Origin of the sequence: Streptomyces sp. CCM_MD2014 (assembly GCF_000772045.1) — a bacterium.
Taxonomy (GTDB): domain Bacteria; phylum Actinomycetota; class Actinomycetes; order Streptomycetales; family Streptomycetaceae; genus Streptomyces; species Streptomyces salinarius.
This window is the reverse complement of sequence record NZ_CP009754.1, coordinates 4,681,201-4,695,631: the sequence shown is the minus strand read 5'-3', so window position 1 is coordinate 4,695,631 and position 14,431 is coordinate 4,681,201. Positions and strand designations below refer to the sequence as shown.

The 14,431-nt window shown below is 72.7% G+C and carries 18 protein-coding genes; all 18 read right to left on the bottom strand.

Annotated features, from left to right (window positions below; genetic code table 11):
• Positions 1-14: 14 nt before the first annotated feature.
• Complete coding sequence (locus NI25_RS20915) at positions 15-1,145, bottom strand: hypothetical protein (RefSeq protein ID WP_061443914.1); 1,131 nt, start codon at positions 1,143-1,145, stop codon at positions 15-17.
• Positions 1,142-2,059 carry a lactate/malate family dehydrogenase gene (locus NI25_RS20910; protein ID WP_061443913.1) on the bottom strand — a complete coding sequence of 306 codons (918 nt, stop codon included), beginning with the start codon at positions 2,057-2,059 and terminating at the stop codon, positions 1,142-1,144. The genes NI25_RS20915 and NI25_RS20910 overlap by 4 nt, the downstream gene beginning before the upstream one ends.
• On the bottom strand, positions 2,056-3,270 hold the full coding sequence (locus NI25_RS20905; RefSeq protein ID WP_233520758.1) for a phosphotransferase: 1,215 nt from the start codon (positions 3,268-3,270) through the stop codon (positions 2,056-2,058). The genes NI25_RS20910 and NI25_RS20905 overlap by 4 nt, the downstream gene beginning before the upstream one ends.
• A gap of 139 nt (positions 3,271-3,409) precedes the next feature.
• Positions 3,410-3,892: a hypothetical protein gene (locus NI25_RS20900; RefSeq protein ID WP_233520757.1), complete on the bottom strand. Its 483-nt coding sequence runs from the start codon at positions 3,890-3,892 to the stop codon at positions 3,410-3,412.
• A gap of 427 nt (positions 3,893-4,319) precedes the next feature.
• Entirely contained in the window at positions 4,320-4,781 is a 462-nt protein-coding gene (locus NI25_RS20895; RefSeq protein ID WP_061443911.1) for a hypothetical protein, read from the bottom strand.
• An 86-nt stretch (positions 4,782-4,867) separates the two neighbouring features.
• Complete coding sequence (locus tag NI25_RS20890) at positions 4,868-5,416, bottom strand: hypothetical protein (protein ID WP_061443910.1); 549 nt, start codon at positions 5,414-5,416, stop codon at positions 4,868-4,870.
• Positions 5,413-5,583, bottom strand: coding sequence for a hypothetical protein (locus NI25_RS39475; protein ID WP_158508459.1), 171 nt, complete (start codon positions 5,581-5,583; stop codon positions 5,413-5,415). The genes NI25_RS20890 and NI25_RS39475 overlap by 4 nt, the downstream gene beginning before the upstream one ends.
• 139 nt (positions 5,584-5,722) lie before the next feature.
• A complete protein-coding gene (locus tag NI25_RS20885; protein WP_061443909.1) occupies positions 5,723-6,976 on the bottom strand; it encodes a helix-turn-helix domain-containing protein in 1,254 nt (417 codons plus the stop codon).
• Between the two features lie 402 nt (positions 6,977-7,378).
• Entirely contained in the window at positions 7,379-7,828 is a 450-nt protein-coding gene (locus NI25_RS20880) for a hypothetical protein (protein ID WP_061443908.1), read from the bottom strand.
• Positions 7,829-7,910: 82 nt separating this feature from the next.
• Positions 7,911-8,408 carry a hypothetical protein gene (locus NI25_RS20875; protein WP_199560979.1) on the bottom strand — a complete coding sequence of 166 codons (498 nt, stop codon included), beginning with the start codon at positions 8,406-8,408 and terminating at the stop codon, positions 7,911-7,913.
• 3 nt (positions 8,409-8,411) lie between these two features.
• On the bottom strand, positions 8,412-8,657 hold the full coding sequence (locus NI25_RS20870) for a hypothetical protein (protein WP_061443906.1): 246 nt from the start codon (positions 8,655-8,657) through the stop codon (positions 8,412-8,414).
• 13 nt (positions 8,658-8,670) lie between these two features.
• Positions 8,671-9,597: a peptidoglycan-binding protein gene (locus NI25_RS39470; RefSeq protein ID WP_078884883.1), complete on the bottom strand. Its 927-nt coding sequence runs from the start codon at positions 9,595-9,597 to the stop codon at positions 8,671-8,673.
• Between the two features lie 241 nt (positions 9,598-9,838).
• Entirely contained in the window at positions 9,839-10,012 is a 174-nt protein-coding gene (locus NI25_RS39465) for a hypothetical protein (RefSeq protein ID WP_158508458.1), read from the bottom strand.
• A 12-nt stretch (positions 10,013-10,024) separates the two neighbouring features.
• Positions 10,025-11,773, bottom strand: a complete 1,749-nt coding sequence (locus NI25_RS39460; RefSeq protein ID WP_061443904.1) for a hypothetical protein — start codon at positions 11,771-11,773, stop codon at positions 10,025-10,027.
• A 93-nt stretch (positions 11,774-11,866) separates the two neighbouring features.
• Positions 11,867-12,226, bottom strand: a complete 360-nt coding sequence (locus tag NI25_RS20855; RefSeq protein WP_061443903.1) for a hypothetical protein — start codon at positions 12,224-12,226, stop codon at positions 11,867-11,869.
• A gap of 9 nt (positions 12,227-12,235) precedes the next feature.
• On the bottom strand, positions 12,236-12,985 hold the full coding sequence (locus tag NI25_RS20850; protein WP_061443902.1) for a hypothetical protein: 750 nt from the start codon (positions 12,983-12,985) through the stop codon (positions 12,236-12,238).
• Positions 12,986-13,168: 183 nt separating this feature from the next.
• Positions 13,169-13,888 (bottom strand): hypothetical protein, encoded by a 720-nt coding sequence (locus NI25_RS38700; RefSeq protein ID WP_061443901.1) that lies wholly within the window; start codon positions 13,886-13,888, stop codon positions 13,169-13,171.
• A gap of 71 nt (positions 13,889-13,959) precedes the next feature.
• Complete coding sequence (locus tag NI25_RS20840) at positions 13,960-14,283, bottom strand: hypothetical protein (RefSeq protein ID WP_148315147.1); 324 nt, start codon at positions 14,281-14,283, stop codon at positions 13,960-13,962.
• Between the last annotated feature and the right edge of the window lie 148 nt (positions 14,284-14,431).

Genomic DNA, 14,431 nt, shown 5'->3' with positions numbered 1-14,431 from the left:
TCGTCATGCTCGGGCTACAGGCAGCCGGTGACCTTCGCGAGGAAGTCCGCGTTCGCGGTCACGTCATGGCCGAGGACCACGCAGTGGTGCGGGAGCTCGGCCAGGCGCCGCGCGACCTCCCGCCGTGCGGTGGGTGATCCGCCTCCGTCGACCCGAGCCAGGGCGAACACGTCGGGGTAGCGGTCCTCCGTCGCCCCGGACATGAAGTCACCGTCCTCCAGCACCCGGCCTCGGTCCTCCACGGCGGGGACGGCGCCGGCCTCCACCCGCGGGAACACGAGGGCCGCCGCCTGCCCGCCCATCGCCAGGTCCAGCCCGAACCAGTCCACGAACTGGTCCGGCCATACCTGCGCTTTCAATTCCCGTCCGCCGTCCCACAGCGGCGTCGTCATGCCGCGGAGGAGGGCGTCCGTGACCCGCTCGTCCTGCGTGGGGTGCAAGGACTCACCGCGCTCCAGCCGGTGGCGGGCGATGTCGAACCAGCCGAGAGCGCCGAGGAGGCCGAACCCGACCGCCGCCGCGGACGGCCACGGGAGGACGTCCACGCCCCCGTCCCCGCTCGCGCGGACGAACACCCGGTCATTGGCCAGGAGCCCGAGCCGGTGACGACTGGCCAGGGCCAGGGCGGTGGTCGTCTTCCCGGCCCGCTTCTCGCCGAGGGTGAGGATCACCCGGCCCTCATGGACGACGGCGGAGGCGTGGAGGATGGACCAGCCGTCCCGGAGGAGGACTCCGCGGATCATCTCCCGGGCCAGGCGCGCGGTCGCCGTGGCGACGGCCTCCGTGCCGCAGCCGGTGACCTCCAGGGACCCGGTGCCCAGCACCGACCGGTACGCGAGGCCGCTGCCAGGGGTCACGCCCCGGATCACGCCGGCCGAGACGTCCCCCGCCAGGAGCATTTGCTCCCGCGCGTACATGGTGCTGGTGTGCGGATCCTGCGTCACCAGGAACGCGGCGTCGTCGTAGGCCTCACGGCCGACGGTCGCGGTGAGCAGCGGCCCGGCACAGATGGTCTCCGGCGCCACCTCGGCCGCGTTCCACCACGGGCCGAGGTACCGGCCGGTCCAGTCCGTGACGGACCTCTCGGACGAGACCACGGTTACGGAGGCGCCGGCGGTCTCCAGGCGTACGGCGTGAGCGCTCATGTGTTCCTCACAGGTAGGTGTTGGACGGGGACACCGCACACGCCCTGATAGGCGTCGCGGAGCTTGGAACGGGCGGCCTCCAGTTGCCGGGCCTCGGCGTCGTCCAGCGGAGGCACGCACGGTAGAGGACGGCCCCCCGTGAACTGCAACGGGATTCCGAGGCACACGTCCCCGTGCGGGGCGGAGAGCTCGGTAATGCCGTCCTCCAGGCCGAGGGCCAGCCGTAGCGCGCTCACCAGGGCGCCGGCCGGGCCGTAGCGGGTCCGGCCGATCCCGGCACTGATCCGGCCGGGCCGCTCGGCGAGCTCGGCACGTACCCGCTCAAGGGGGACCGTGACGGGCGCGCCGTTGACGGTGGTGGTGGAGGCGCACACCACGGCGGCGTCCCCGTGCTCACCGATCACGTGCCCGCGGACCGCGTCCACGGGCACGTCCAGGAGGCGGGCCAGAGTCAGCCGGTAGCGAGCCGTGTCCAGGCTCGATCCGAGTCCGAAGACGCGGGCGCAGCCGGAGGCCTCGGCCACGAGGCGCGTCATGAGGTCGACCGGGTTCGTGACCACCAGGAGCGTCCCCGGGTAGCCGCGGAACTCCTCGGCCAGGGCCAGGAGGGCGGGGGTGTTCGCGTGCATCCCGGCCATGCGGACATCCGTCTGGCGGGTGTTCGTGAAGCGGGCGCGGACGGCCACCACGACGGCCGGGCAGTCGCGGAGCTCGGCCACCTTCACGGGGTACGCCATGGCCGGGGAGCCGATCCCGGCCCGGAGGTCGTTGAGGTCGTCCGCCAGGGCGGCGGCCTGGTCCACGGAGCGGGAGGCCAGGAGGAGCCGGTCACAGAGGCCTACGGCCACCAGCGCGGCGCCCACGGCCTGGCCGACCGCCCCGGCCCCGATCACCCCGACCGCCGGCGCCCTCATGACGCCACCGCCGCGGCACGCTCCAGCGCCCGGTCCCACACGCCGGCCGGGTCGGCCTTCCCCGCCACGTCCTTGCTCACCGCGGCGACGAAGGAGACCACAGGGACCGCCCGGGCCACCAGCGCCAGGCCGGGCCCGGGGAGCGGGAGCGCGGCCGGCGCGGAGAGGTAGGAGGACAGGATGTTGACGGTGTCCATGAGCCAGAGCGTCACCACGTTGCGCAGCCATAGCGCCCGCTCCCGGTGGGAGAGCTGGACGGCTCGGGCCGCGAACGCTGCCACACCTTCCACGACCTGGCGGACCGTGTTCTCCCCGGGCCGGTGCGCGCAGAGGGAGAGCACGATCCGGCTCACGAGCTTCGCCAGGTCCGCCGCCGGGCTCATCCGCATCAGCCCGGGGTCCAGCAACACCGGCCGTCCCCCGGGGCCGTCCGGATACTTCACGTGCTCCGGTTTCAGGTCCCCGTACACCAGCGTCGTCCCCACCGCGCCGGGCAGCGTGGCCCGGAGCTTCCGGAGCTCCCGGACGGACCTCCGCACCAGCGCCACCACCTCCTCCCGGTCCTCCGGCGCGCACCGCTCCTCCCCGATCCGGTCCACGTAGACCCGGCCGGAAATCCCGTTGAACTTCCGGAGGAAGGTCCCGCCCACACCGCGCTCACCGATCACCGTGCCCTCATCGATGAGCCGGGCCGCGCCCGGCCGGTGAAGGGGACGGAGCTCTGCGTGGACGTCGGCCAGGAGATCGGCCGTACGGCCGGGTTCCTGGAGGAGTAGGTCCGCCAGGCACGGCCCGGGCACGGGCTCCGTGAAGAGGACGCCCCGGCTCACGGCGGCCACGTCGCACACCTTCGGCCCGTCCAGGCCGGCCAGGAGGCCGAGCTGCGCCGCCTCGCGCGGGACCAGGCCGTCCTGCCGCGTCAGGTACTCCCCTTGAGCCTGGAGGGCCGCGGGCCAGCCACCGCAAGCACCGCGGAGGAGGGAGACGAGGGAGACGCCGAGGACGGACACCTTGCCGTAGAGGAGGCGGTCACCCACGCGGGTCTGGTGCACATAGCCGGTGATGCTGGGGACGTGCCGCTCCAGCGTGACGGGCGCGGTGGGCCATAGGGCGGCGGCGGCCTGGTGTATCTGCGCGGCTCCGTACGTGAAAACGTCCCCGATACCAGGCCGGTAGTCCTGGTCCCGCTCGGTCGTAACGCTGATCATCATGGGCGCCTCCTCGGGCGACTGATCTTGCGCAGTTCAGGGGTACGAACGGGCCCGGCGCGCCCCGGGGGATGTGTGGGCGCGCCGGGCCGGGACCCGCCACGGACACGGCGCGCCGCCGCCATGTACGTGACGGGAGCCTTCACACGGCGGTGAGCTCCGCGACCCGGGCGAACTCGGCCTCCAGCCGGTCCCGGCCGAGGGCCGCCCACTCCAGCTCCAGGTAGGCCGGCCTCACGCCCTGGAGCTCGACCACCACACGGGCGGCCATCGTCCACGGCGCCAGGGCGGAGCCGTACTCCACGGCCTCCATGTACCGGCCCGGGACCACCTGGAGAGTCCGCGGGTCGTGGACCGTCCCGCGCACCCCCCACGCCGGGGCGTGCCTGACCCACGCGGCCACCCACCGGTCCGGGCGGAGGGCGTGGCACTGCTGGACGGCGATCCCCGCGCACGGCACGCACACGGGCGGGGACGCCGTCCGCTCCCCCTCCCGGATCGGGCCGCCGGTGTCCCGGAGGAGGAAGAGTTGCGCGCCGTCCGGGTCGGCCGGCGGGCGGGCGCAGACCTGGCAGAGCATGTTGTCCATGGCCCGCCGCTGCCGGTACGGATGAATTTCCTTCAACCGGGGCTCCCCGCGCCGGTGCTTCGGGAGGAGCCGGGGCCGGATCCACGTCACGCCGAAGCTGTCCCGGTCATGGGGGGACTCATCCGCGTGCGCGATCCCGTCCCAGACGGGCCGGCGGATGAGCCGGGACGGGAGGAGCCGTTCCTCACTGCCGGAGGTGACGTAGGGGACGACGCCAGGCGGGGCCGGAGGGAGCACGGTTCGAGCCTTCCTGTGCGTGGAGGGAGGGGCGGGGCCCGGCACACTCGGGGTTGAGTTCGGGTGCGCCGGGCCGGGCCCGTCCGCGGCCGGGGAGGAACGACAGACCGGGCCGGGCCAGCGGGGGGGGCGGTGGTCTACCGGGTTGCGATGCCGGCCACCAGGGCGGCCACAAGGGCGGCCAGGGACACGGCGTAGAGGACCTGCCCGGCCGCGCTGTCCGGCCTCACCGGGCGCACGGCCACTCCCTCCGGGCTGCCGCGTCCTGGACGGCCGCCTGGAACGGCTCCGCGAGGGCGCCGGCCATCGTCAGCTCGGCGCAGCAGAGCGGCGCGCCCGTCTCGGGGCGGCACGGCGGCACGAGCCAGCTCCGGGAGCCCACCACGTGAGTGTCGTCGCCGGGTGGCGGGAGGAGGACCAGGGCGCCCTGGCGAAGGACGAGAGAGTGAGAGGCGGACCAGCCAGTAGCGGAGCCGCGTTCGACGATGAACTCCGCGCCGAGCGGGCCGAGGACGACGGGCCCGACCTGGCGGCCGGCCGCATGCATCCGGTGGACGGTGTCCCGGCCGAGTGTCAACGGGGTCAGGAGGACGTCGAAGGAGATCCCGGACGGGACCTCCGCGAGTTCCCCGCGGCCCCACGCGGTGAGGACCTGGTCTATGCGCCCGGTGGCCGTCAGCCACGGCATCGGTCCCATCGCGGCGGCCGCTTCGCCCGGTGTCGGGCGCGGCGCGGGGATCTCCCCGGCCGGGGTAGGTGCATATGTCTCCGTCGTCATCGGGCGCCGCCCTCTAAGGCGCGTGCCGCCCGGCCGGCCTTCAATAGCCCCTCCACCTCGTCCGGGTAGCAGAGGTCACCGGGTGAGTCCATCGGGACGCACCAGTACGCGCGCCCGCGCGGCTCCGTGAGCCGGGGCGCGGGCACTCCCAGGTAGTGGTCGTCCCGGCCGAGACAGTGGACGCCGGGGAACTCCCGTTCCGTCCACCGCCACGGCGTGGTGCCGGGCACCAGGAAGTAGTACAGGAGGGAGTGGAGGTCCATGAGCACTGCGCCGCTGTCGAACCAGCGGCGGAGGTAGTCGTCCACTACGTGGAGGTCTTCGGAGCTGGCCGCCGCCCACACCAGGCGGGCCGGGACACGGACGGCGGAGAGGATGCCGCCGCACTGCAAGAGCGCCAGGTCCTGGGCGTCCCACTGGCCTTGTGCGGTCTGTCGGTTCTCGGCGGCGCTGAGGAGCCAGTGGCCCACGGCGAGCTGCCGTTCCGGCAGCGTTGTCACGGCCGTCCCCTCCACGGCCATGCACTCGAACTCGTCCCCGCTCATTCGGCCGCCTCCAGGCTCCGGCGCGGGCGCTCGGCGCGCGGCGGGAGGAGCGGGGGGTTGATGGGGAAAGGGAGGACCGGTCCGGGCTCCGTCACGGGCGTGGTGGCCGTTACCGAGATGTCCACCAGCGCGCGGCGCCGTTGCCGGTCGGCGGTTGTTCTACGCATGACTGTGTCCCTGGCGTAGGTCCAGTGGTTGGTACATGGACCGTACGGCCGGGGTGTGGCGTGGACCACACAGCGCGGTTGGTAGTTAGCCGTGGGTGACTGGCTAACTACCAACCAGCTTGGTATTTCTGGTGATCCGTCAGGCACGGACGTTGAGGAACCCGGCCATCTGCCGCATGTCCCGCGTAAGAGTCCGCTTCCGGGTCTTGAGGATGTCTTCCATGACGTACCGCGCCATGGGCTGGTGCCGGATCCAGGAGGGCGCCCTCTTCCGGATGCGTCCGAGCTCTTCCATGGCGTCCTGCGTCGACCCAACCTTTACGTGAGCCTTCGCGATGTCCAGCCGGTGGCGGTACCAGTTGATCGCGGCAGGCCGGCCTACAGCCTCCAGACTCTCCTTCGACAGGAGGCCCTTGTCCTTACGGCTGAGGACACCGTGTGCGTCACCGGCCAGGGAAAGGTCCTCCACGGACTTGACCTCCACAGTGGCCGGGCCGAAGCGGCCCCAGTGGGTCCGGTAGTCCCGATGTTCGTGTCCCATAGCGGACGCTGCAGTGGCCGCCATCCGCCGCGCCTGCTCGGCCTCATCGTCCCGGTTGTTCCGGATGGCTGCGGCGGCGACACGGAGGCAGAGCTCCCCCCACGCCGCCAGTTCCCCCAGGGACGCGGTGGACAGCTTGGGCTCGATGGCCTCGGCCGTGGTGGCCGCCAGCCGCTCCGCCTCGTCGAACCGGTCCTGGCGGAGGAGTAGCCAGCACAGTCCCGTGACACCGGTCGCCGCGGTCAGCGTGCTGTCCAGCTCCCGGCCCAGTCTGATGCCCTCCACGAGCGCCTGGTAAGCCATGTCGTACTGCCGTACCTGCGTCAGGTACTTCCCGGCCAGGAGGAGCGCGTGGGCCCGCACAAGGGTGGCCTCCCGCTGCCGCTCCTCTTCCTCGGCAACCAGCACCGCGGCGTCGGCCTGGCGCAGGAGCCCGGGGAGCATGAGGGCCACCGACTCGTACCGGTCCGAGTTGTATAGAGACAGGGCGTCCTCGATCGACCGCCGGATGGCCGGGATGTCCGCCGCCTCGCCGGGGTCCGCCAGGTTCTCTCCCTCGATCCCTACCGGCGGCATCAGCGCCTGCCGGAGGGACGCCAGGAGTTGCCGGTTCGCGCTGTCGTCCTCGCCCACCGGGTGCGGGACACCCGGCGCGAAGAGGGCGGAGGTCGGCACGTCAAATGCCTGTGCGACCTGACTCAAAGTGTCCAACCTCGCGTGTCCGCGCTGCTCGATGTTCCTTACGGTGCCCAGGGAGAGACCGGCCTCCTCCGCGAGCCGTTCCTGAGTCCATCCCGCTGTCCGACGGTACGCACGGACGGTGTCTCCCAACGGGGTTGAGTTGTGCGCCATACTGGAGCCTCCGTTTTGACCTAGACACTCAAAACGGTACTCGCGTTGACGCCCCGTGACTCCCCCGAGCACACGGGGCGTTGACGTATCCGGCTGTCGGCGGTCGGCCTTACCGTAGGTGTATGCCCTCCCCCACCAGGCCAGACGGCCTCTACTGCCCTGCCCGGGAAGAGGTCAACGAGCGAATCCGAATCCTCATGGAACAGCCAGCCAGCGACGCCCGGAGCACGCAGTGGCTCCACCTCCTCACCCGGTGGGTCGACGGCTGCCCGGGCTGCCCCGGCTGCGACCGGCCTGCTACCGCCGCGTAGAAGACGAGCGCCCCGCCGGGGCATCATCCGGCGGAGCGCTCTTCCTGGGATCCGATCTGGCAGCACCAGCTTGGACGCCGACGACCCTAGTTCACCGGCCGGAGTGCGAAGCGGACTCCGCCTCCTGGTGCTCCTGCTCGTAGTGCTCCGTGACGGCCGCCAAGACCCGGTCGTGGCGGGCCTGATGACGTCCCTTCGCCTGCCGGGTGATCGCCGCGGAGACGTCGTCCGGGCCGCCGTCCGCCGGGATCACCACGGGGCCGATCACGTCGAGGTCGGGCCGCTCCGCGTGGTACCAGCCGCACCAGTGCCGGCAGTGCCAGCGGACCTCCCCGCCGTACCCGAAGATGCCCGGGCCGGGGTCCGGCCGGGGCAGGACCGGCTCCGGCTCCGGCGGCGCCGTACGCGCCCGCTCTCGCTCGGCGAGCATGGCCCGGAACGCCTCGTCCAGGAGCGTCGGCGCGGCGCTCCTGATGATGGCCTCCAGGTCCTCCGTGTCCGCGTCCGTGGTCGTCGTGCGTTCGCCCGAGCTCTTCGTCATGGCCCGGGATGGTACGGCAGAGCGCCCGCTCCCCGGGACGGTTGGGAGCGGGCGCTCAGTCAGGCGGGGGACGGACGTTCCGTCACTGTCCCCCGGCGTCCCCGGGGTTGTCCCCGGAGGTGTCCCCGCTGGTCACGTCGGGTGCCCACCCGTCCGCGTCTCCTGGCTCGGGACGGTTGTCTCCCCGCCTGTCCCCCTCGGGGACACCCGTCCCCGGACGGCCGGTGGGCTCCTCCGGGCACAAGAGGGCCAGACGATGGTTCGCCAGGTCCACCGCGTCCCGGAGGCTTTCCCCGGAGTTGGGGTAGAGCTCGTGCCGGATACGCCGGAGGTCTTCCTCCACCCCTCCCATACGGCCCTCCAGCCCGGCCATGCGCTCCATGACGCCCGGCCGCGCGGCCACCCCGGGCCGTGCCTCCTCCCCCTGCCAGTCGTCCATCACGTGCTCCACCCGCCGGCCGAGTCGGACCAGGCCACGGACGAGCCGCCACCCCAGGGTGAGGAGGCCGGCGCCGAGGGAGACCGCCCCGCCCCACACCAGGACCGTGTCCAGAGCTGGGATTCCCGTTTCAGCCGCCACGGGTCACCCGCCCTGCGCGTCGGCGTCCGGTGCCGGGGTGTGCGGAGCTATCCACCCGCCGATGGCCGACCCTGCCGCCGGGAGGAGGGAGAGGACGAACGGCTCCAGCCAGTCCGGGAGGCCGCCGATGAGGAGCGGGTCACCCTGGACGGCGTTGACGACGGAGAGCCCGGCGACACCGGCGAGGTAGGTGAGCGCCGTCCCGGCCTTGACCTTCGCCTCCACCGGGCGGCGTGCGTGCTGTGCCATGCGGAAGTCCCGTCTAGGAGAGGAGGAGGCGCCAGGTAAGCGGGCCGGGGTAGCCGTCCGGGTCCCCGCGGAGCTCGGCGCGGGACCGCTGGAAGTCCGCCACGTTCCGCCTGGTGTACTCCGTGAACACCGGCCCCTTCTGGTAGCCGTTGCCGTCGTGGTGGCGCGTCCAGCCGCCCCGGATCAGGCCCTCGTCCAGCGTGACCACGGCCGAGTGGGAGCGGCCGATCACGAACGCCCCCGTACCGGGGAACGGCGGCACCGGTCGGGCGGCCCCGTCGGGGATGGTGAGCTCCTGGCCCGGATAGATCGTGTACGGGGCGCGGAGCCCGTTGACCTTCGCGAGTTCCTTCCAAGGGACGTCCAGGCGCCGGGCGATGACGGAGAGGTAGTCCCCCGCCTTCACCACGTAGACGTCATCCGCCGGGGCCGGCGCCGAGCCCGGCCGGGGCGCGCCCCGCTGGACCCACGCGTACAGCTTGTCCCCGGGGCACTCAGTGGCGTAGCCGTCCCGGTGGCCGCCGATCCACGTACCGGCGTTCCCGTCCCGGCGCAGCCACTCCAGGGCGTCCCGAAGGCCGTGGAGCATCGCATCCGGCGGGGTCGTCAGCCCCTTGGAGCCGAGGAGCGCGCACACGGCGTAGTCCCGGGAGTTGAGGTCCGCGTTCCCGTTCGCGCCCGGCCGCTTGTGGGAGCCGCGCCCCTCGAACACGGACCCGTGCTCACACACCAGGGCCGTGTACGCGATGTCCACATAGTTCTCCTGGACGTTCGCCAGGTGGGAGGCGCGGATGGACCTCACGTAGTCGTCACAGAGGGAGTGCGACCGGGAGGTGTACTCCGTCCCCAGGTAGTGGAACTTCACGCCCCGGGCGGACCCGAGGTAGGCCGCCGGGGACGACGCCGGCGCGCCCCAGTCCTCACGCTCAACGAACTTCACCGTGACCACCTCCAGGCGGGCCGGCCGGATGCGGGCAGCGCAATGCGGCGTGCGCGGAGCTGGTGGCGGCGAGGCCGAGAGGAGACGCCGTACGAGACGCGTACGGCGGGCGCCGCCTGGTGGCTTTCGGGTGCCAAGAGGTCTCCCGTGTGGGGACGTTCCTTGGCCCGGCCCAGAACCAGCGGCTACGGGGAGTGTAGCTGTGGGCCGGGGGTGCTCCCCGGCCCACAGCAGCGGGCCGTTACTCGGCCGGCTCGGGGTCCTTCGGCTGCGGCGGCTCCAGGGTGATGACGCCGGCCGCCTCGTTGAACTCGGCTTCCGTCACCTCCCGGTACCCGTCCGGCACGACGTTGAAGAGGTCGGCGTCACCGCTCACGGACATCCATCCGCCGGCGTCGTTGAGGAAGTAGCGCACGGGTAGGGCTCCTTACCGGGTGATCACGATGAGGTCGGTGTCGGTGATCCACTGTTGGATCGTGGCGGTGCCCGCGGTCACGCGGATGGCCGGGTATACCCGCACGTTCTTGCCGGTGTGCGGGGGCAGGACGGCGGCCTCCGAGAGGTTGAACGTCCAGCGCTCCCGGCCGGCGGGCCCGTCCGCGAGGATGCTGTGCATGAGCCGCACGGCCAGGCCGCCGCCGTCGATCTGGATTGCGTATCCGACGTCGAACCGGGCGTTGGCCGTCCATGACACCTCGAGGTGGCCGGTGAACCGGACCGAGTAGGAGACGCCGCGGCAGGTCGTGAGGGTGTCCGCGGTGTACTGGCCAGCGGACCAGGCGTCCTCGGAGACGACGACGGCGCCGCCGGTGTCCGTGAAGGCGAGCCCGGTCACCGGGTGGTTCTGCTGGAGGGTGACGGCCGCGCTGGTGTGCTCCGGCGGGGTCCACAGGGCTCCCGTGCCCGGGTCACACTTCAGCGTGCTGTTCGCCGCCGCGTCGCAGTCCCAGTCATCCGTCCAGGGCTGCTCCCCGGCGATGGGGAAGGCGGCCAGGGGCGCAGCCGCGGTGCCGTCGCCCTGGAGACCGCACCCGATCTCCAGCGGCTCGTCCGGCGGGACGAAGAGCCGGCCGTCCGTGCCCATGGTGAGCTGGTTCCCGGCGTCGGCCGAGGGCGCCACCAGGAGCCCGTCATCCGTGGCCTCCAGGCCGTTCGGCTCCGGCGCCACGATGACGTCCGCCGCCACCACGTACGGGTCCCCGGCCTCCCCCGTGCCCGTGATCGTGGTGTCCACGGTGTTCGTGTCCCCGGCCTGCAGAGCCGTGGAGGCGGCAGGCGCGTAGAGGCCGCCGTCCGTGCCGAAGGAGACGCCGTTCCCGGCGTCGGTCGACGGCCGCGCGGCGATCTCGCCCGTGGTCTCGTCGTAGGCGATGCCGTCCCCGGCGGTGAAGCATCCCCGGACGTCGGCGCACTCCAGGAAGAGGCCTTCCGTCCCGGAGCCGATCAGGTTGGTACCGCCCTGCGGCGGGGTGGGGTCCAGGATGACCGTGGAGGAGACCACGAAGGGGTCCGCCTCCGTGCCGCTCCCTGCCACGGTGGTGTCCACCGTGTCCGAGTCCCCGGCGGCCAGGGACGTGGAGGAGCCGCCGGAGGCCGGGGTGTAGATCCCGCCGTCCGTTCCGATCACCGTTTGGTTCCCGGCGTCCTCGGAGACCCGGGCGGCGATCTCGCCCGTGTCCGGGTCGTAGGCGATGCCGTCCCCGGCGGTGAAGCAACCGCGGACGTCGGCGCACTCCAGGAAGAGGCCTTCCGCCCCGGAGCCGATCAGGTTGGTACCGCCCTGCGGCGGCGTCGGGTCCAGCTTCACGTCCGCCGAGACCACGAACGGGTCCCCGGGCACCCCGGCGCCCGTGACCGTGGTGTCCACGGTGTCCGTGTCCCCGGCCTCCAGGGCGGGCGCGCCGGCGGGCGGGACCAGGAGGCCGCCGTCCGTCCCGAAGCCGAGGCTGTTCCCGGCGTCGGTCGACGGTCGTGCGGCGACCACCCCCGTGGCCGGGTCGTAGGAGGCGCCGTCTCCGGCGGAGATGCAGGGGCGGACCTGGTCACACGTGACCGTGCCCGCTTCGGATTCGATGACGTAGGGGGCGCCGGCGGAACCGTTGCCGGTGACGGTGACGCCCGGGCCGGCGGTGACCTGGCAGGTGCAGCGGGAGCCGCCGCAGCCGAACTGAGCCATGGGTGTACTCCGGAGACTTCGGAGGGACGCCCGGCCCACAACCAGCAGCAGCGCTGCGCCCGGCCCATAACCAGTCGGCTACCAGGAGTCTAGCTAGGGCGCGCTCATGGCCGAGGCGTCCGCGGGGCCCTCGTAGCCGGAGAGACGGCGGGCCGTCTCCTCCCGGATACCGGCCGCCGTGAGGTCCCGGAACTCCCGGACCTGCCGCTCCGCGTCCTCGGCGGCCATGGCGTCCAGGCGCGCCGTGTGCGCGGCGGTCATGGCCGTGGTGAGCCGGTTGTACTCGTCCCGGGGGATGAGGCGGCCCGGCCGCGCGAGGTCGGGGACCTTCCCGCCCGTGACGGTGATCGAGCCCAGTGAGCCGTCCTCGTACTGGACGTAGGCCTTCACCGGCGTCGGGTTGGGCTCCCAGTCCGGCCACGGCCAGGGCCAGGGGAAGTCAGGAGTCGTCATGAGCAGACCTCACAGAGCCAGGAGGAACACGCGGAGGATGTAGTTGATGCGCCAGTAGTAGGCGCCACCGGAGCCCTTGCCGACCGACGCCCCGAACCCGACGGACGTGGACGCCCCGGGCGCGAGCATGCCGCGGGAGAGGAACTTCGTTGCCTGCGCGTGCACGCTCGTCAGGGTGCTGGTGCCGGTGTTCCGCATGTAGAAGCACTCGTCACCGTCGAAGCCAGTCGCCCCGCCAGCGCCGGCCGGGAGGACCATCCACACGTCCACCTCCTGCTCCGCCAGGATCATCGCCGGGCGGCAGGAGGAGGGGTTCGTGGCGGTTACAGCGTAGTTGTCCACCGTCTGGACGGAGCCCGGCGGGATCTCAATGTCCGGGAACGTCCGCTCCTCGGAGTACGTGGTGAACGTAGCCACCGCGCGCGGCTCCCCGCGCAGGACGCCGGCCGAATCGCACGCGATTACCGTGCCGGCCTCGTCCACCGGGCACTCGTACGGCCACGTCCCGGTGGCCGCCTCAACCGGAGAGCTCCCCGATCCGTCACCGGTCAGGCCGCACCCGGTGAGGATCTGCCCGGCCGCCGTGGGCACCAGGAGCCCGCCGTCCGGCCCGATCACCAGATTGTTCCCGGCCTCCCCGGAGAGGTCCGCGGCGATGATCCCGGACGTCTGGTCCAGGTCGATCCCGGGGCCGGCGCTAAAGCACGTCCGGACCGTCTCGCACGGAACCTCCGCGGAGACCTTGAAGGGGTTCGCCACTGATCCCGTGCCGCTGATCGTGACGTTCTCACCTGCGATCAGCGAGCAGTTGCACACGCCACCGCCGCATCCGCAACGAGCCAAGGGACACCGTCCTCACGGGGTAAGTCCTCGGCCCGGCCCACAACCAGCGGCGTCCCGTCGAGTCTAGCGACGGACGGCCCGCCGGCGGCCGGGCTGCGGTCAGCCGTAGAGCTCCACCCACACGGCTCCGTCCTGGCCCTTCGTGCCGTCCACGGTTCCGCCGCGCGCCATGCCGCCGGCCGCGCCGCCGCCGTACCCACGGGGAGCGCCACCACCGCCGGTGGAGGCCCGCTGGAACCCGCCGTGTCCCATGTGCGACTCGCCGCCGGAACCGGCCAGGCCTTGAGTGCCGCTGATCCGGATTGCGCCGCCGCCCGCTCCACCGCCCATGGCCGTCTGTCCCGATCCAGCGAGCGGGCCGGCCGTGCCGGAGTAGCAGATCGGTGTGCTCCCGGCCGTCATGACGGCCGAGCCTCCTCCGCCGCCGTTCGCGGTCACCAGGCCCCCGAAGCTAGAGCCTCCGCCGTTGCCGCCGTCCGTGGTGGAGCCGCCGGCTTCTCCGCCCTCGCCCACGATCACGGTCTCCACAGGGCCGAGCGCGGACACGGCGAGGAGGGATTCCGAGTAGCCGCCGCCCGCCCCTCCGGGCTGGCACGCCAGGAGGTCATTCCCCGCCGACGCTCCCGCCGCGCCACCGCCCGCCGCCTGGACGCGGACCAGCACCCGCGCGAGCCAGGGATAGTCAGCCTTCCGGAACTGGAAGGTGCCGGGCTCGCTGAACTTCAGGACCTGGCGGAGGCCCTGGCGGCCGGGGATGAGGCAGAGCTCCCCGGTGTCGGTCACGGTGAAGTAGTCGTCACACACGCATACGGACGCCACGGTCTGGCCCCTTCAAGGGAGAGGACGGGCGCCCGGCCCACAACCAGCGGCGTGACCAGAGGGTAACCGCGCTACGCGTCCGCCTCGTACGCCGCGAGGTGAACCGTGACGCCGTCCCCTGCCGGGGAGGACACCCCGCTCCCCCGGCGCGCCCTGGTCCTCCACACCCGCACCACCGCATGGGTCGGCGTGACTTCCTCCAGGGCCACGGTGGCCGTCCGCTGCTCGTCCTCGGGGGCGGGGTCGACGGGGAGCGCGGTGAGCACCGGCGGCCGGGTGAACGGCACGGGGTAGGTCCAGCGAGCGCGGCCGTCCTCACCCGTCACGGCGATCGCGACGGCCGTCCGGGGCCGGGCGGCCACCGGCGGCCCGGGATGCGGCGGGAGGGGCGTCACACGGCCTTCCCGCGGCTCCCGCTCCGTGTCGGCGGGGCGGGAGGTCCCGCTCCTCCTGGTGGTGCTCCTCGACCGCCGGTCCAGGTCCCGGAGCATCCCCCCGAGGGGATTGCCGGTCAGGAGCCTGGTCGGTCCTCCACGCCTCGCC